Annotated in this window: 17 protein-coding genes; 3 read left to right on the top strand and 14 right to left on the bottom strand. The window is 40.8% G+C overall.

Going from position 1 to position 16,175, the window contains the following annotated elements; all coding sequences use genetic code 11:
• Positions 1–26 precede the first annotated feature (26 nt).
• From PVK79_RS12855 to PVK79_RS12805, 11 genes are all read right to left on the bottom strand, one after another.
• Positions 27–689 carry a hypothetical protein gene (locus tag PVK79_RS12855; protein ID WP_257326369.1) on the bottom strand — a complete coding sequence of 221 codons (663 nt, stop codon included), beginning with the start codon at positions 687–689 and terminating at the stop codon, positions 27–29.
• A gap of 38 nt (positions 690–727) precedes the next feature.
• On the bottom strand, positions 728–1,468 hold the full coding sequence (locus PVK79_RS12850; RefSeq protein ID WP_257325780.1) for an iron transporter: 741 nt from the start codon (positions 1,466–1,468) through the stop codon (positions 728–730).
• Positions 1,455–1,781: a cupredoxin domain-containing protein gene (locus PVK79_RS12845; RefSeq protein ID WP_246175520.1), complete on the bottom strand. Its 327-nt coding sequence runs from the start codon at positions 1,779–1,781 to the stop codon at positions 1,455–1,457. The genes PVK79_RS12850 and PVK79_RS12845 overlap by 14 nt, the downstream gene beginning before the upstream one ends.
• A gap of 13 nt (positions 1,782–1,794) precedes the next feature.
• Positions 1,795–3,099: an ATP-binding protein gene (locus PVK79_RS12840; protein ID WP_257325779.1), complete on the bottom strand. Its 1,305-nt coding sequence runs from the start codon at positions 3,097–3,099 to the stop codon at positions 1,795–1,797.
• A complete protein-coding gene (locus PVK79_RS12835) occupies positions 3,099–3,758 on the bottom strand; it encodes a response regulator transcription factor (protein ID WP_257325777.1) in 660 nt (219 codons plus the stop codon). The genes PVK79_RS12840 and PVK79_RS12835 overlap by 1 nt, the downstream gene beginning before the upstream one ends.
• A gap of 1 nt (position 3,759) precedes the next feature.
• Positions 3,760–4,413 (bottom strand): hypothetical protein, encoded by a 654-nt coding sequence (locus tag PVK79_RS12830; RefSeq protein ID WP_404936324.1) that lies wholly within the window; start codon positions 4,411–4,413, stop codon positions 3,760–3,762.
• The gene (locus PVK79_RS12825) at positions 4,410–5,204 is read right to left on the bottom strand and encodes an SDR family oxidoreductase (RefSeq protein ID WP_182757570.1); all 795 of its coding nucleotides are present in this window, start codon (positions 5,202–5,204) and stop codon (positions 4,410–4,412) included. The genes PVK79_RS12830 and PVK79_RS12825 overlap by 4 nt, the downstream gene beginning before the upstream one ends.
• Entirely contained in the window at positions 5,201–5,890 is a 690-nt protein-coding gene (locus tag PVK79_RS12820; protein ID WP_149980954.1) for an iron-containing redox enzyme family protein, read from the bottom strand. The genes PVK79_RS12825 and PVK79_RS12820 overlap by 4 nt, the downstream gene beginning before the upstream one ends.
• Positions 5,887–7,359 (bottom strand): AMP-binding protein, encoded by a 1,473-nt coding sequence (locus tag PVK79_RS12815; RefSeq protein WP_182778489.1) that lies wholly within the window; start codon positions 7,357–7,359, stop codon positions 5,887–5,889. Before PVK79_RS12815 ends, PVK79_RS12820 begins: the two co-directional genes overlap by 4 nt.
• Positions 7,359–7,997 carry a thermostable hemolysin gene (locus PVK79_RS12810; protein WP_257325774.1) on the bottom strand — a complete coding sequence of 213 codons (639 nt, stop codon included), beginning with the start codon at positions 7,995–7,997 and terminating at the stop codon, positions 7,359–7,361. The genes PVK79_RS12815 and PVK79_RS12810 overlap by 1 nt, the downstream gene beginning before the upstream one ends.
• Positions 7,998–8,239: 242 nt before the next feature.
• Positions 8,240–9,121, bottom strand: coding sequence for an NAD(P)-dependent oxidoreductase (locus PVK79_RS12805; RefSeq protein WP_182731253.1), 882 nt, complete (start codon positions 9,119–9,121; stop codon positions 8,240–8,242).
• Between the two features lie 122 nt (positions 9,122–9,243).
• Between PVK79_RS12805 and PVK79_RS12800 the strand changes: the two genes are divergently transcribed.
• Together PVK79_RS12800 and PVK79_RS12795 are read left to right on the top strand one after the other, a co-directional pair.
• Positions 9,244–9,765: a glutathione peroxidase gene (locus PVK79_RS12800; RefSeq protein WP_182731252.1), complete on the top strand. Its 522-nt coding sequence runs from the start codon at positions 9,244–9,246 to the stop codon at positions 9,763–9,765.
• The gene (locus PVK79_RS12795; protein WP_182768032.1) at positions 9,725–10,711 is read left to right on the top strand and encodes a 2-hydroxyacid dehydrogenase; all 987 of its coding nucleotides are present in this window, start codon (positions 9,725–9,727) and stop codon (positions 10,709–10,711) included. Before PVK79_RS12800 ends, PVK79_RS12795 begins: the two co-directional genes overlap by 41 nt.
• A gap of 58 nt (positions 10,712–10,769) precedes the next feature.
• On the opposite strand, the gene PVK79_RS12790 is transcribed toward PVK79_RS12795, so the two are convergent.
• Positions 10,770–11,021: a LexA family protein gene (locus PVK79_RS12790; RefSeq protein ID WP_149983453.1), complete on the bottom strand. Its 252-nt coding sequence runs from the start codon at positions 11,019–11,021 to the stop codon at positions 10,770–10,772.
• A gap of 59 nt (positions 11,022–11,080) precedes the next feature.
• Here PVK79_RS12790 and PVK79_RS12785 point away from each other — a divergent pair, with 59 nt between their 5' ends.
• Complete coding sequence (locus PVK79_RS12785) at positions 11,081–12,196, top strand: IS630 family transposase (RefSeq protein ID WP_257325772.1); 1,116 nt, start codon at positions 11,081–11,083, stop codon at positions 12,194–12,196.
• Between the two features lie 449 nt (positions 12,197–12,645).
• Here the strand turns inward: PVK79_RS12785 and PVK79_RS12780 are convergent, their stop codons facing one another.
• Together PVK79_RS12780 and ltrA are read right to left on the bottom strand one after the other, a co-directional pair.
• Positions 12,646–13,620: a transposase gene (locus tag PVK79_RS12780; protein ID WP_257325771.1), complete on the bottom strand. Its 975-nt coding sequence runs from the start codon at positions 13,618–13,620 to the stop codon at positions 12,646–12,648.
• Between the two features lie 618 nt (positions 13,621–14,238).
• The gene (ltrA, locus tag PVK79_RS12775; RefSeq protein WP_257324051.1) at positions 14,239–15,594 is read right to left on the bottom strand and encodes a group II intron reverse transcriptase/maturase; all 1,356 of its coding nucleotides are present in this window, start codon (positions 15,592–15,594) and stop codon (positions 14,239–14,241) included.
• Between the last annotated feature and the right edge of the window lie 581 nt (positions 15,595–16,175).

Below are 16,175 nucleotides of genomic sequence, written 5' to 3'. Positions count from 1 at the left end.
AGCAGAGTTATTCGCGGCTTTTTACTTTAAAATTCAAACTCTAGGGCAAGGCGAAAACTGTGATCTTTACCTTGTTGGCTCAGCTCTGTCACAAATCCTGCTTCCCACTTTAGTTGTCGCTTCGCTGAAAATCGATGTAGCCCAATAAAACCTGGACCAATACCAAAGAAGTCTTCTCCGGCGTATAGCTCTAATGCAGGCTGAAACTCAGAGCGAAGGCGATAGCGATACTGTGCGCGAAACTCAGTTTCCCATTCGTTTTTAATATCACCGCCCCACTCGTAGACTAAAAATGCATTCATGGTGAGGCTAGTCCGGCCAAATTCTTTTTCCCATAAAAAGCCAGTTTTGGCTTCATAACTATCTTTGCCTTCTTGCATTTCAAGTTCAAATAAGGCGCCCCAGTCAGCCCACAGCCGCCCTTGCTCAACCAACTGCCAACGTAATTCTAATTCGTAGGCTGAGAAGCCAAAATTACCGTTGTCATCGCGCTCTCCAACCGCATAACCTTCCAAACTCATAATGTCGTTAAACGAGCCACCTAAGCCAATTCGTTGGGCTAAAATATTGCCCTTATCTGTTTGATGAGAGATCAAACGCCATTCAAATTCGCGCTCAAATGGTAATACGTAAGGGTGGTAAACTTTATCTACAACTATTCCATCGGCACGCACATTAAACGATGCCATGAACAAAATCGAAGTTAAGCACCACGCGAGAATAAATCTCATGATGGCTCCTTTTGAGAAAATTGCCGAGTAAATACTATGCTGGTGCCAATAAAGGCTAAAACCGCAACTAGATATAGCCATAATGCAGTTTTGCTTGGCGTTGCCTCATAGCCGACTAAGGCTTTGAGTACACGGCCTAACTCTGAGTTTTCGACTAACACTGCACGCCAATCAAAGTAGTTGGATGTAATATTGATCAAGTCAATTTGGCTGGCCAGATCTAACACTATGAGTAGTTTTGCCGAGACATTAAAAGCCAATAACAACATCAGCGGATACACACCAAATCGTGCTCTAACACTGTGCAGTAAAAATAATAGCAACACACCAAAACTACCACAGATCCCTATTCCCAGAGATGTCCCTATAAGCAAGGGTTTTGATGTGTCGGTGTTATGCCAAAAACCAACCAGATAAATAAAATAGTGACTCAAATACAGCGCCATAACCGCAACTATTGCAAGCAATGCGAATAAACGCCGCTGTTTACAACTTACTAGTGACGCAACATACACAATGACGCACAACAACATTTGACTAAACTCTAGGCCGCGATGATCAAATAACTGGCTCAACCAAGCGGCACTTTGTACATAAATAATACTACAAAGCAGCCCAACAAAAGCGGTCACTATCAGCACTCGCTGGTTTAGCTTTAACAATGACTGTAACAGCACGAGTAAAATTATGACCGGTAACAGCTGATTTATACTCATCAATAAACTAGTTATCAGCATCAGTCTTTCCTTCTACTAATACTGCACCACGGGCTGTGTTAGGTGAAAACTCACCAAAAAACTCATAACGCCCGGGACTTAGTGGCCCGATATAAATCACACTACTACGATTAGGATACAGCACTTTTTCTCGATTTAAATCAAAGCTGTCAAACTCTTCTGGCGTACTATCTTGATTTTCAATTAAAAGTTTTAGTTTAGTATTGGCCGGAACAATGATCTCCGCTGGATAAAAAAGGTGATCTTTTAAAATTAATTTATATTCTTTAGCAAAACACGAAAACGGTAATACGCTAAATAGCAGCAGGCTGATAAACCCTAACCAGTTATTCACTCTCTGCTCCTTGCATAAATTCTACTCGTACTTGTAAGCCGCCTAATTCACTGTCGGCTAAAGAAATACTTGCATCATAAATTGTTACTATATGTTCAACTATCGCCATACCTAATCCGGCACCTTGCTCTCCAGAGGGGTGTTTATCACCTCCAACACGGTAAAAACGGTTAAAAATTCGTGCTTTATGGGCATCATCAATACCAGGACCTGAGTCATCAATCTGCCAACCATACGCACCTTGTTGATTGTTTAAGCGGATCACTATATTGCCACCACTGGGCGTATATTTTATGGCGTTACTTAATAAATTACTAAATAAAGTTGCCAAGGTAAATTGGTCACCATTAATAACATAATCATCGCCTTCAATACTGATCATATGTTGTTTTTCATCAAGTCGTTCGTATAGCTGTGCAACCACTTGTTGACTGACCTCTAGCACTGAAATTGAGCTAAATTGTGCCTGCCATTGCTCTGGATAGGTGCGTCCCAAAATCAACATTTGCTCAACAATATTACTTAGTTTATCGATACCTTGCGCCATTGCATCAAGCTCCAAGCAACCATCACCTTGTGCGCGTAGATTATGAACATTTATTTTTAGGCTACTTAGCGGGGTGCGTAATTCATGGGCAGCATCTGAGGCAAAAAAGCGCTCTCTTAAGTAGGCACTTTCTACACGTTTAAACAGATCATTTAAACGTGAGATCACCGGTTTAATTTCGTATTCATTCACTTGCCAATTAATGGCAGTAAAGTCATTGGCTTGTCGCGTTTTTAATAATGTTGAAAGGCGTGTTAATGGCCTCAATCCTTGTTTGACAAATAGACTGATCAACACCGCAAGCAGTGGCACACTCCAAAGCAAAGGTGTCATTGCTGACAAAATCATGGTCTCGCTAAGTTCATAACGTTTACTCAGCGGCTCTGCCACCAGCACTTGTTTAGTGCCTTCGGTTAAATGAAATACGCGCATTCGCTGTCCGGCTAAGTTTTCGACACTAAATCCGTTAACCCTTGAGTTTTGCGCCAGCTCAGCTAATGATTTAGATGCGCTGAGTAAATTGTTATCTTGCCAAATTTGAAACAGTAATCGATTTAGATCACTTCTTAACACTGGCTTGTCGCTGTGTAGAGGTTGCTCGATCAGTACATGAGCAATGGTTTGCAATTCGTTATCAAGTAGCAGCTGGGCCTGGCTCATACTTTCGCGGTAGCCTTTGCTGAATGCCAAAAAGCAAGTCAGGATCACCGTTGATAAAATAATCAGCGTTAGTCTGCGTTTAATTGACACTAACGTTTACCTACCACATAACCTATACCTCGTAAGGTTTTAATTAGATCTTTAGGGAGCTTTTTGCGCAAATGATGGATATGCACCTCAATGGTATTTGAACCGACTTCTTCGCCCCATTCATATAGTTTGCTTTCTAATTGTTGTTTGGACAATACGCGCCCTTGGTTTTCAAAAAAAGCCTTTAGCAACATAAACTCTTTACGCGGCAGGTTTACTGGTTTCTGATCAAGTGTGACTGTAAAAGCGGAGGTATCCATTTCTACATTTGCTACATTAATAGTACTTGATTGCGCATGAGTTACGCGCCGACTAGCGACTCTTAAACGGGCAAATAATTCAGCAGGATCGAATGGCTTAGCTAAATAATCATCAGCACCTAAATCTAGCCCTTGTACTTTATCATCAATACTACCGCGTGCCGTTAAGATTACTACTGGTAAGTTAGGGCGATGCTTTTTGACGTGTTTTAATACATCAATACCATCGCCATCAGGTAGCCCTAAATCAAGTACAAGTAGTTCGATCTCGTCATTTTCGAGCCATTGCATGGCTGATTTTATACTAGCACAGTGCTCGACACTGTAACCTTGTTGACGAAGTGAACGACATAACCCTTCAGCCACTAACTTATCATCTTCAACCAGTAGTAAATGCATATTATCTCTTAAGTTTTTTCTCGACTTTTGCCAACAATTGGGTGATCTCTTGCTGGCGGTATAAATCCGCTTTTGGCCTATCAGGACGTGCAGGAGCCTGTTGAGCGGCAAGTAAATGTGTTTTTGCCTTTTTGTATTCTCTTTCGTCATACAAAAATGCCGCGTATAAGTAATTACTATCGATACCATTTGGATTAATAGCAAGCGCTTGGTTAAATAATTTATTCGCTTTGTCATCATCACCAAATCCAATTGGCCAACCCGGTACTTTACTATATAGGGTCGCTAAACTGGTGTAAGCAGAGCCTGATAACGCATTGGCATCAATTTCTATGGCTTGCTCTAACTGTGCTTTAGCATCTTTTGCTAATCCTAATGCACCTAAGCCGCCTTTTGCCCCAGCATAACTAGATAGCACAATACCATACCAAATATGGCTTTGTGCCTGATCATCATAGGTCTTTGCAAACTCAGCGGCCTGCTCTGATAACTTTTCAAATGCATTGAGCTGCGCTTTATCTACTAATTCATAATTCACAGTTGCCCAACTTGTTTGCACCTGAGTTAATTCGCTAGCAACATCAGCATGCGCTGCACTGGTTAAAAATATCCCAGTTAACAAGCAGCTAGTATAAAGTAGTTTAATCATAGTCATTCACCTTTATCAATTTTATCTGCAAAAAAACTTTTAATTTTAGGAAGTTGTTTTGCAATTGCGTTATCTACTAAGGATGGAAAAGCACCATTTAGTTTGACAAATAAGCGTTCTGGGAAGCCAATGTAACTGCGTGAATTTCCAGATTTCAATAATGAAATAAGCGCATCTGCCACTTTATCAGGTGGATCCATTGTATTGCCTAAAGCTTTATTCATCGCGCGTACTTGCACTGAATTGATATTTGTATCAGTTGCTCTAGGTGCTAAATATAATATTTTTACATCACAGTGACTAAGTTCGCGGGCCAGCGCTTCGGTCATTCCTCGTAAACCAAATTTACTTGCGCAATATAAGGTTTGATAAGGGTAACCAATACTACCAAACGATGATCCCACATTAACAATTGAGCCTTTTTTAGCTAAAATTTGTGGTAAAAATAGTTGGCATAACTTAATTGGCACCGACAGATTAACTATCAGTAAGTCATCTATTTGCTGCTCCGTCATTTCACTAAAACCTTGCATCACATTAATGCCAGCGTTATTGATAAGCATTGTTGCACCGCCAAGTGATTTAGCATGTGCAAGTAATTTTTGGCGAGTCTGTGCTGATGTTAAATCACCAATAAATATCTCACAGTCTTGGCCACACTTAACCTGTAATGCCTCTAGTTGTGCTTGTTGGCGACCAACTAGCAGTAAACGCCAACCATGCTGAATCAACTTTAATGCTACGGCTTGACCAATTCCGCCTGTCGCACCTGTTAACACGCAAAGTGGACGGTTCATGCAGTTTGCTCCAAGTCGCTACTTGCAAACTGTGGATCTGTATCTAATTCACGAAAAATATTGCCATATAATTTATAAAAACATTTAGCGGCATGCACAATCGCTTGTTGATCTGCAGGAGACTCTATTTTATTCATCAGATCTTCAAAAAACTTCACATGCTCAATATCCAAAGCTCCATGAGATGTTAAATAGCTAAATGCCTTTTTAGGTAATCCGGTCATATTGGCTATATTACTTGCCGCATTATCGGCTAACGCAATTGAAGTACCTTCGAGTACATGCACCATGCCAAAAAATGCCAATGGATTACCACGATTAATTGTATCGTAGGCATAAGCAACCATTAACTCGGTGGCAAATTTGGGAGCACTTTGACGTACTTGTTGTTTATCAAAACCACAGGCTGCAATATCATTGAGCACCCACTCTTGATGACCTATTTCTTCTTCTATATATTGTGCAACAGCCTCGCGGATCCACTCTTGTTCAGTCGATAATTTCGCGCCCACGGCCATCATTAATGGCACCGTATGTTTAACGTGATGATAGGCTTGAGCTAAAAATGAAGCATACTCAGTTGTGCTTACTTGCCCCTTGAATACTCGAGCAATGATCGGTGCAGCCAGTAAATACTCGCGTTCTGCTTGGGTTTGTGATTTTAATGTCTCGAAAAAATTGCTCATAATATTGCCTCACTGTACAGTGCTGTTAGTTGTGCATGATAATAGTTTGCTATTGCTTGGCGTTTAGGGCGGTTATTACTGGTTAATAATCCCCGCTCTGCAGTAAGTGGTTCAGCTAAGCGATGAAATGTTTTAATTTGGGCATATTCAGGTAATTGTGCGTTAATACCTCTACAATGCTCGGCTAATACCTCATCAGTCATATTTACTGATGCATAAATAAGTGCTACTAAATGCGCTTTACCTTCACCAAAGACAACAGCTTGTTGTACTTCACTGTTACTGAGTAGCAAAGATTCAGGCCACTCAGCGCTGATGTTGCGCCCAAAACTAGTAATAATTTGGTTTTTTAAACGCCCCTTAATAGTTAACCGACCTTGTTGTTGATCAACCAAATCACCGGTTGCATACCAACTCGTTTGATCATGGGGTTGTTGACCTAAATAGCCTAAAAATAAGGGTCCTTTAATAAATAGCTGCCCGTCTACCAGTTTGCTTTGCAAGTGATTTAACACCCGCCCTGCACACTCTATGTCATCATCATTTGGCGTGTTTAAGCTCACCACTGATGAAGCTTCAGATAAGCCATAACCTTGATAAACTGGTAACCCTAAACTACGCGCCACAGTGATCAATTCACTGCTGACCACAGCGCCACCAACGGCAATAAATTTCAGGCTCTTTGGTACTGTCCATCCCTGCTTGGCAAACCAGACTAAACAGGTCAATAATTCTGGCACCAAAATAAGCGTATTCGGTTGCACACGATCAATGGCATTGATCAGTTGACTGGCATCATTTAATTTTGCCCCAGAGAAGCCTAATTCTGGCAGTGTCATAACATGCACTTCACCTGCGGCTAATAACGGTGCAAAAACCCCTGCAATGTTTTCAAGTAATACTGGCAAAGGTAATAAACACAGATGTTTTGGCTGTTTTATCGCTATTTTTTTATGCAATGAGGTCGCCACTTGTAATTGGCTTTGTAAAGATAAACACACTCCCTTTGGCTCACCGGTAGAGCCTGAAGTAAACGTCACTTTTTGAGTATCTGTAAAAAATGTTGTAGGGCTCGAAGCGCTTACTTTATATATATAAAGCGGGTAGCGGGTTAACACGCTCAAGGTCGCAATACATTCTAACCCGTCAAGTTCACAGGGGGTGTCGCTGATAAAATGCGAAACGCCGCTTTTATTCACGCTATTAGTTAGCTGTTGTGGGCTAAAAAAGGTCGGCAGCGGAATGCTTACTTGTTGTAACTCAATCAATGCAAAGTCAACAATTAACCAAGCAGGCGTATTGTCCATTACAAACGCCACGGCTGACATATCAAGCGCTTTAAAGTCGATAATTAACTCTGCCACTGCTTGCATCAGCATCTGTTTACTGATCGGCTGCATTTGTTGGTCATGATGATCAACAATCACAGTATCAAGCGCTGCATGTGGTAGTTTCGATAAAAACCCCATTATGCCTCCAATTGCGATGCTAATTGGCAACTCGCTTGATGATAGTGCTGTTTAATATTAAACAAATGAGGTGTGTTTATTACGCAATAATGAGCAGCCGCTAAATCAACCACACACAGTGTTGGTTTATTTTCATAATAAGTCCCCCAATCTGCTGGGTTATCAAGTGCCTGACTATTAGCTAATGCAATTTCAGTGCAATTAACTCCGAGCATTTTTAATAATGCTCTAACCTTTGCAGTGGCACAAAATACCAAACGTTTTGCGCCAATTTGATAAAGTGCTTCGTTCATTAGTACAAAATGAGCGAGAGTCGCTTTGCGATTTGTTGAGCATAAATTACCAAGCTCGTAAATATCTTCCCTCGGTACATCAACAAAGTATTCAATCGGCTCTGGTAAGTATTGCTCGATAAAAAGTGATTGAGTAGCAGCTCTAAGTCCCAGCGTGCAAGAATCAGCGGCAATACTTAATTGGCATAACACCGGCATAAACTGCTTAATATTGGCGCCGTAAGCTCTGGCAAAACTCGCTTTAACGACTTGCTCTAATTGCACACGAAATGGCATGTTTGCATTTGCACACACATAATCATGTGTGTTGGTAACAGGCAAGTTAGTAACTTGAAGTGATTGCATAGTGTTCGCTCTTTTTAGACTATGGGTAAAATCTAACGAGCAAAACTTAAATAAACCTTAAGAAAAATTAATTTTTATAAAAAAACCCAAACAATGTTTGGGTCAGTGATTACGTAACTGGAGATTTCAGGAATAATAAGCCACATCTACCCGCTAATTGCGGGCTTATGCAAGTAAATTTAAGACAGTTAGCGTTTAATTTACTTGCTGGAGATAGACTTATTATCCGATGCTCTGATTATCTATTTTTTATGTAACGCTTCGATGCGCGCCAATAAGCTTGATGTGTCAAAACGCCCACCACCAAGTGCTTGTACGTCAGCGTAGTACTGATCGACCGTCGCGGTCATTGGTAAAGTGGCACCATTATTTTTTGCTTCATCTAACGCAATACCTAAATCTTTACGCATCCAATCAACAGCAAAACCAAATTCGTACTCACCTGCCCACATGGTTTTGTAACGGTTTTCCATTTGCCATGAACCAGCCGCACCTTTTGCAATCGTCTCAATGACTTTTTCGCCATCAAGGCCTGCTTGTTTGGCAAAATGTAAGCCCTCGGCCAAGCCTTGTACAACGCCCGCGATACAAATTTGATTAACCATCTTACACAACTGCCCAGAGCCAACTTCGCCAAGTAACTGGCTAAAACGGCTAAATGCCGCCATAACTGGTTGTACTTTTGCAAACACTGCTGCGTCGCCACCAGCCATGACTGTTAATACACCATTTTCAGCACCAGCTTGACCACCCGATACTGGCGCATCAATAAACGCAATATCTTTTAGTGCCGCATTAGCGGATACTTCGCGCGCAACTTCGGCTGAAGTCGTGGTGTGATCGACTAAAATAGTGCCTGCTTGCATACCTTTAATCACCCCGTCAGCACCATAAACGACTGAGCGTAAATCATCATCGTTACCTACACACATAAATACGATATCTGCATGTTCTGCGGCTTTTGCTGGCGTTAATGCCACCTGACCTGCGTATTTTTCTGCCCATTGCTGTGCTTTTGCTGTGGTACGGTTATACACGGTTACTTGATGACCGGCAGTTGCTAAATGACCCGCCATTGGATAACCCATTACACCTAAACCGATAAATGCGACTTTCATTGACATAAAATTGACCTATTTCAGTGGTAACTTAAAAAGATAATTTGATTATCTCAACCGAACAGTAAAAAAGCGAATGAAAAAGTCTTCATTAAATTTCTTCATGGACGAGACAAAATAGGTAACCTATGGATAGCATATATCAATTCAGTGCCCCGCTTTATAACGGCGAAAATTTTGCCTTAAGTCAGTTAAAAGGCAAAACGATTTTAATCGTCAATACCGCCAGTAAGTGTAACTTTTCGGTGCAGTTAAGCGCACTTGAAAAGCTGTATCAGCAATATAAAGCACAAGGGTTTATTGTGTTAGCATTTCCGTGTAATCAATTTGACTACAATGAGCCAATAGACAACATTGATATTAAAGACTTTTATCAACAACAGTTTAATGTTAGTTTTCCTGTGTTTAGTAAAGTAATGGTCAACGGCCCTGATGCTCACCCGTTATTTAACTATTTAAAAGCACATACCCGAGGAATTGCACAAAATCGTGCTATAAAATGGAATTTCACCAAGTTTCTAATAAACTCTGAGGGACAATTGGCGGTACGTTATGCACCGCGCACTAAACCCGACACCTTGAAACAGGTCATAGAGAGTAATATTAATGATGCAACTAACGGTAGCGCTTTTCAGTTCGCAAAAATATGAACATGCATCTTTTGATGCCTGTTTAAACAATCAAACACGCATCAAATTAACCCGTTTTGAACAATCTCTTGATGCGAAAAGTGCCATACTTAGCCAAGGCTTTGATGCTGTATGCGTATTTGTAAACGATATCGTTGATAAAACGGTTATTGATCAGCTTGCTCAATTCGGCGTGAAATGTATTTTATTACGCTGTGCTGGCTTTAATAACGTTGACCTAGCTGCGGCACATGCCCATAACATCAAAGTATGCCGAGTACCCGCTTACAGCCCTGAGGCAGTTGCAGAGCACTGTGTGGCATTAATGCTTACCCTCAATCGCAAAACTCACAAAGCCTATAACCGTATCCGTGAAGATAATTTTGATTTAAATGGCTTGCTTGGCTTTAACTTATTTAAGAAAACCATTGGTATCATAGGCTGTGGAAAAATTGGCTTGGCTTTAGTAAATATACTCAATGGCTTTGGTGCAAATGTATTGGTTTGCGACCCTTATGCAGTTCCAGGTAAGTATACAATTTGTGATCTAGACACTTTATTAAGTCAAAGCGATGTGATCTCTTTACACTGCCCGTTAACCGAGCAAACTCATCATATGATCAACGAACACGCTTTTGCCAAAATGAAGCAAGGGGTGATGCTTATAAACACTTCCCGCGGCGCATTAGTTGATAGCAAAGCCTGTATTGGCGCACTTAAAACTAAAAAATTGGGTTATTTAGGGCTAGATGTGTACGAACAAGAGTCAGAACTATTCTTTAAAGACCGCAGTGATGAAATTATGCAAGACGATGTGTTTTCGCGTTTGGTAAGTTTTCCAAACGTACTGGTCACCGGCCACCAAGGCTTTTTTACCAAAGAAGCATTGAGTGAAATTGCGCAAATCACCGTAAATAATGCACTTGAGTTCGCTAATAACCAACCACTAAGTAATGAAGTTAAATAAGAGGTTGATTTAGGTGCTAGGTGCTAGTACTCGTTCACAGAAGTTCTGATCAGTTGCCTTACTTAAATTCAGGCAACTGATTTATTCCTATCAATAGCTTTATCGTTCGGCTTTTTCCAGCAGTTGAAGTGATGAACCCTTTCTTTTTAAGCGTTAAAATCATTGCATGAACACTTGATGATGCAGTTCCAAAATAACGCTCAAAATCATTTTCAGCAGGTGCAACACCATTCACTTTTGTGTAGTAATAAATAAATGCCAAATACTGCCCTTGTTTCACAGTGAACGACGGCAACTCTTCTTTATTCATAATGAACTTTTATCCTAATTGACGATCCTTTAACTCATATTTACTCATTTAATATTGTTATGAACCGAAAGTATATTGTTGAATTATCAGCAGAAGAAAAATGCGAATTAGTTAACTACTGCAAAAAAGGCATGGTCAATGTTCGAAAGTACAAACGAGCCGCCATTTTATTAAAAGCGGACCGTTGTCGATATACAACAGATCAAATATGTGAAGCGGTTCAAGTGAGCTCTTCAACTGTATTTCGAGTCAAACGTCAGTTTGTCGAAGACGGTTTAGAAGCCGCTTTAAATGAAGGTGCACGAAGTAGTGCTATGAGAAAAACCTCCGCGAAAGATGAAGTAACTTTAATAGCCACAGCCTGTTCTGAGCCGCCAACAGGACACTGCCGATGGACATTAGCGTTACTTGGCGAGCGATTAATAACATTAACGGATTTAGACAGTATTTCATATGAAACGGTTCGTAGACGCCTTAAAGAAAATGCGTTAAAGCCATGGCAAAAAAAGATGTGGTGTGTGGCAACAATGGACGCTGAGTATATTGCAAGAATGGAGCATGTACTTGAATTATATGCTGAGCCAGCGGATGAGCTCAATCCCATTATTAATTTTGATGAGGCGATGAAGCAACTTGTTGATGATACACGGCCAGTACAACCGATGAAAAAGGGACAGGTAAAACGCCTAGATTATGAATATAAACGGGTTGACGTGGCTAACTTATTTGTATTCTTTGACCGTCATCGGGGTTGGCGACACGTTAAAGCAACACAGAGGAAAACGAAAGTTGATTTTGCACACTGTATGAAGGACTTAGTCGATGAACACTACCCACATGCGAATAAAATTCGTGTCGTGCTAGATAACTTATCGACTCATACGGAAGGTGCGTTATATAAAGCATTTTCACCGCAAGAAGCACGACGTATTTTAAATAAAATAGAGTTCCATTACACACCTAAACATGCGAGTTGGTTGAATATGGTCGAGATAGAAATTGGCAATATGAATAAGCAATGCTTAGATCGGCGCATAGCAAGTATGGAAGAGTTAAAGACAGAGCTCACGGCGTGGGAATGGCGCCGAAATAAAGAAGGCGCCAGTATAAATTGGATGTTTAATGTTGATTCAGCACGTGAAAAACTAGAGAGAGCTTACGGTGCTCTCAACTAGTCAAAATTTGTGTGACGAAGTACTAGGTGCTAGGTAAAAGTTTAAAAACTAAGGCACAAAAAATCAACCAAGTTAGCTTGGTTTAAACCGGTTAAGTTGCATAAGCTGAAGTAACAAATATCTGTTCTAACACTTTTAACCAATAATTAGAGTTGGCTGGCAGGCTGCTATGAGCGAATTATAGTCATTCACACCTAAGAACTACACTTTAAAGTGGTTTAGGGTATGTGCTTACGGAACTAACGCAGAAACTAACGCAGACAGCCACTCTAATTGAACAAGCAAAACTGTGTCACTAAATTTACTCTTTTAGGCTAAAATATATCTTTTGCTACTTGGTTACTTTCACCTCATCCATTAAATGGGTCATTGTCACTATTAAACCTAAATTACATGCATGACAATAACTGCATGATGCAGTTTTAAATTTTTACTGAGTAGTTTGATTCTCATGCAAGTAACTTTTCACAGTTACTCATATTCGCTCTTCGTTTCCTTCCTAAATTATCACAATAGCTTTCATGTGACGAAGGTCTTCCAACAGCGCCATGGAACACGCGGGTAAATTGCGTTGTGAGTTTTAACCAGTTCTCTGGGCTAATATTGACTCGCTCTAATAAAGTAAGGGATGTGTTTTCAATGTATCCTCGCTTATCTTCTCGCATTACACGGCCCGTTAATTCAACAAGTTCAAGATACGATTTAAGCTCAAACGGGAGTCCTTTTGGCATTCTTTGGCGTGGCATCCCTGCAAAACGTAATAGCTTTTTAGGTTGCTTACCTGTGGTTGCACTTTCAATTCGTTTTTGCACACTGGTATGAATTGATTCTTCTGGCGTGTTGGCTATTTTTGCTCTTATTGGGTTTAAATCAACATAGGCCATACAGGCTGCAAGTGCTGCTTCATCTAGTAGAGCTTGTGATTTAAAGCGACCTTCCCAGAATCGGCCTGTGCAGTTATCTTCTTTATTGGCTCTGCGGGCAATATCTTCATTTAACAACCGCATAAACCAGCTAATACTGGATAACCGCTCTCGATATTGCTCAACCGTTTGATTAAAAAAGATGAGCTCTGATTTACTTAATTTTTCACCTTGCAAATACTTTTTCGTCAATAACGTGCCTTTACACAGCTTATGCCAGCGTAGAATAATGGCTTTGTCATTAAGGCGTTTGGCTTTTTTATCATCAACATACAACACTAAATGTGTGTGATTGCTCATCACTGCATACGCACACACATCAATGCAAAACACCTTAGCCAATGCGAGTAGTTTATCTTCTACCCAGCCTCTGCGGTGCTCATAGGACTGACCTGTAAAACGGTCTTCACCGCATAAAAAAGCACGGCGTACACAGCGTGAAATACAATGATAGTACCTTGTATCAATCAAACTTACTTGACGCTTTCTTGCAATTGCCATGGAACACCCTATTTGTTTTTCATACTAATTTAAAGTTAGTAAAAAATAGGGGAAATACAAACTTTAGGGTGGGTGTCATCTTTGTTCTCCGTAAAATCGAAGTAACAGATTGAATCAAAATAGGAACTCGGCTATGGTTAATGCATCAATAAAAATAAATTAAAAACGAGTTATTCTACAGCCTCGTTAGGTATTCAGGGAAGGTTCGAGTTTGTATAATCTATTAAAATTTATAAGTATCGTTTTACAATGCTTTTTACTCTTATCATTACTTAACTTCTTTTCAGGTTTATATTCCGCATTCTTAGAGTTAGCTACAAACGATCCTAAATTAGTTGCAGGTCATATATCGGCAGGCATCGTGCTTTCTCTTATCCAGATAATTCCTGCTTTAATCGGTCTAATCATCAGTGTTTGGTTATTGAACAAAAATCATAGTTCCAAGTTGTTTGTTACTTACTGCAAATACTTCGCGTATCTATGGCTTTTATTTATTCCTATTGGTACATTCTTTGGTGTTAAGCAGCTAAAAAGGTTAAATAATACCTAATCGGGTAGCCGGAGGTCTCTAACCTCCAGCCCCCACACCACCCATCATGCGGGTCCGCAATGGGCGGTTCATCTCCCGTAGTGAATATTGATCCAAATATCTCTTAATGACGCTAAACCTTGTGACGCTAGATAGTCATTGCCTATCGCAATGTTAATTCCTTTTGTTTTTGAGCTTCTACAAGGACCTTTACTGGTGATACCACATGCAATGGCGAGTCGTTCGCTAACACCCAATTTCATTAAACTGCGTACTTTGGTGCGAGGTTTACGCCATTGCCGCCAGTAGCACATTCTTATCCTACGGCGGATCCAGTGATCTAAATCCACCGTTAGCTGATAAGCGTTGGCTATTAGGTAGTAGTGTCCCCAGCCGCGCAAATACTGTGTGAGTTTATGAATTTGTAGGGTCATTGAGATCCCCCAGTTGCGGTTAGTGAGCTCCCTGACATTTGCTTTAAATTTCTTTAGCGCCTGTTCGTGGATCTGCACTTGACCGTAGCGGAAGGTAAACCCGAGAAATTTCGAGCCTGATACTGGACCGACCCGACTTTTCGATTCATTCACTTTGAGTTTTAATCGCTTAGTGATGAACGCAGTAATTTCCCGTTGGATTATTAGTCCTTCGCTTTTGGTTTTTACTAAAATGATTATGTCATCAGCGTAACGGGCAAACTTAAGGTGTTTGTAGGCTAGCTTCTTATCTAATTCATCGAGTAAAATATTGGAAAGTAAAGGGGATAATGGCCCACCTTGAGGGACTCCTTTGGTTGACTCAAACCACAGACCTGTTTCGCACTCTGCTACTCCCGCTCGTAGGTATTTACCGAGTAGGCGCATGAGTGCTTTGTCTTTGATTTTACGACCAACACGATTCATCAGCATGTCATGGTTTACTTCATCAAAGAACTTAGACAAGTCGATATCAACCGCTGTTTTATAACCTTGTTTAACACAAAATTGAACATGGTTCACTGCTTGACTGGCTCTTTTATGAGGACGATAACCATAACTATGTGGTGAAAATTGAGTCTCAAAGTAAGGGCTGATCACTTGAGCAATGGCTTGTTGGATCACTCTGTCGATAACAGAAGGGATCCCAAGCATTCGCTCACCGCCATCGGGTTTGGGTATCATCACGCGTTTGACTGGCAAGGGTTGATAAGTGCCGTTAAGTAATTGTTGTTTAATACCCAGCCAATGTAACTTAGCGAAGTGATTAAACTCTTCAATACTCATATTATCAATACCCGCAGCCCCTTTATTGCGCTTAACATGTTGCCATGCTGCACCAATATTGTGGTTGCTTAGTACCCTTGCCATCAGGTCATGATCTGTTTGGCTATATTCATTCGAGGTATTATTCACAGTAGAACGCTGTTCATCACTATCGCAACACGGTGATCTATGTGAATTCAAGTTCATTTGTAGTATCTCCTCTGGTTAAGATGTTCAGGCCTTCACCGTGTCCCCTCCATTACGATGGGCGTTTGGCTACTATGCCGTCTGCTGACTTCTGATAAATCACTCTAGCGATTACTCGATAAAGCGCGTCTAAACTAACGCTTGTTTACTGCTATTTCGCTCGCTGTAGGTCGCAGCAACCAAAGCGCCAAGGGTTGATCAACCAGTCCCTAACTGGTAATCTCCAAGCGTTAGCGCGGATGCGTGTTTATCAGATCTCCCCGAATAAGGTGCATCGACTTTCTCTGCACAACTGCATCATTTACGGTGGCCGTTAGATCACATGACTTCGCTATCTTGTGCTAGCTCGTCTTCAGCCTACGCCTCATATGATGTTTTTGTTCATCAGCTCGCAGATTTGCTAGCGGCTTCCTCCAGACTATCTCTCGCGATTTAGCCCTTGCCATTCGCTAGTAGTTATCGTTTAATAACAGTATGTTATTTAAACGGTGATCTTCCTACAGAGGACTTTCACCTCATAAGTCAATGCCCATGTCGGGCGTACACAAGAGCCTCAATTCGCTCTCAAGTTCGCTCGGACA

It is taken from the genome of Pseudoalteromonas rhizosphaerae, assembly GCF_028885455.1.
Lineage (GTDB): Bacteria > Pseudomonadota > Gammaproteobacteria > Enterobacterales > Alteromonadaceae > Pseudoalteromonas > Pseudoalteromonas rhizosphaerae.
This window is presented reverse-complemented; position numbering and strand designations above follow the sequence as displayed.

Excerpts from the sequence above, each read along its gene's own strand:
- PVK79_RS12825 (WP_182757570.1), bottom strand. The coding sequence starts at position 5,204 with ATGAACCGTCCACTTTGCGTGTTAACAGGTGCGACAGGCGGAATTGGT.
- PVK79_RS12785 (WP_257325772.1), top strand. The coding sequence starts at position 11,081 with ATGAACCGAAAGTATATTGTTGAATTATCAGCAGAAGAAAAATGCGAA.
- PVK79_RS12830 (WP_404936324.1), bottom strand. The coding sequence starts at position 4,413 with ATGACTATGATTAAACTACTTTATACTAGCTGCTTGTTAACTGGGATA.
- PVK79_RS12850 (WP_257325780.1), bottom strand. The coding sequence starts at position 1,468 with ATGCTGATAACTAGTTTATTGATGAGTATAAATCAGCTGTTACCGGTC.
- PVK79_RS12790 (WP_149983453.1), bottom strand. The coding sequence starts at position 11,021 with ATGAATAAAGAAGAGTTGCCGTCGTTCACTGTGAAACAAGGGCAGTAT.
- PVK79_RS12820 (WP_149980954.1), bottom strand. The coding sequence starts at position 5,890 with ATGAGCAATTTTTTCGAGACATTAAAATCACAAACCCAAGCAGAACGC.
- ltrA (WP_257324051.1), bottom strand. The coding sequence starts at position 15,594 with ATGAACTTGAATTCACATAGATCACCGTGTTGCGATAGTGATGAACAG.
- PVK79_RS12795 (WP_182768032.1), top strand. The coding sequence starts at position 9,725 with ATGCAACTAACGGTAGCGCTTTTCAGTTCGCAAAAATATGAACATGCA.
- PVK79_RS12800 (WP_182731252.1), top strand. The coding sequence starts at position 9,244 with ATGGATAGCATATATCAATTCAGTGCCCCGCTTTATAACGGCGAAAAT.
- PVK79_RS12810 (WP_257325774.1), bottom strand. The coding sequence starts at position 7,997 with ATGCAATCACTTCAAGTTACTAACTTGCCTGTTACCAACACACATGAT.
- PVK79_RS12835 (WP_257325777.1), bottom strand. The coding sequence starts at position 3,758 with ATGCATTTACTACTGGTTGAAGATGATAAGTTAGTGGCTGAAGGGTTA.
- PVK79_RS12805 (WP_182731253.1), bottom strand. The coding sequence starts at position 9,121 with ATGTCAATGAAAGTCGCATTTATCGGTTTAGGTGTAATGGGTTATCCA.
- PVK79_RS12815 (WP_182778489.1), bottom strand. The coding sequence starts at position 7,359 with ATGGGGTTTTTATCGAAACTACCACATGCAGCGCTTGATACTGTGATT.
- PVK79_RS12855 (WP_257326369.1), bottom strand. The coding sequence starts at position 689 with ATGGCATCGTTTAATGTGCGTGCCGATGGAATAGTTGTAGATAAAGTT.
- PVK79_RS12780 (WP_257325771.1), bottom strand. The coding sequence starts at position 13,620 with ATGGCAATTGCAAGAAAGCGTCAAGTAAGTTTGATTGATACAAGGTAC.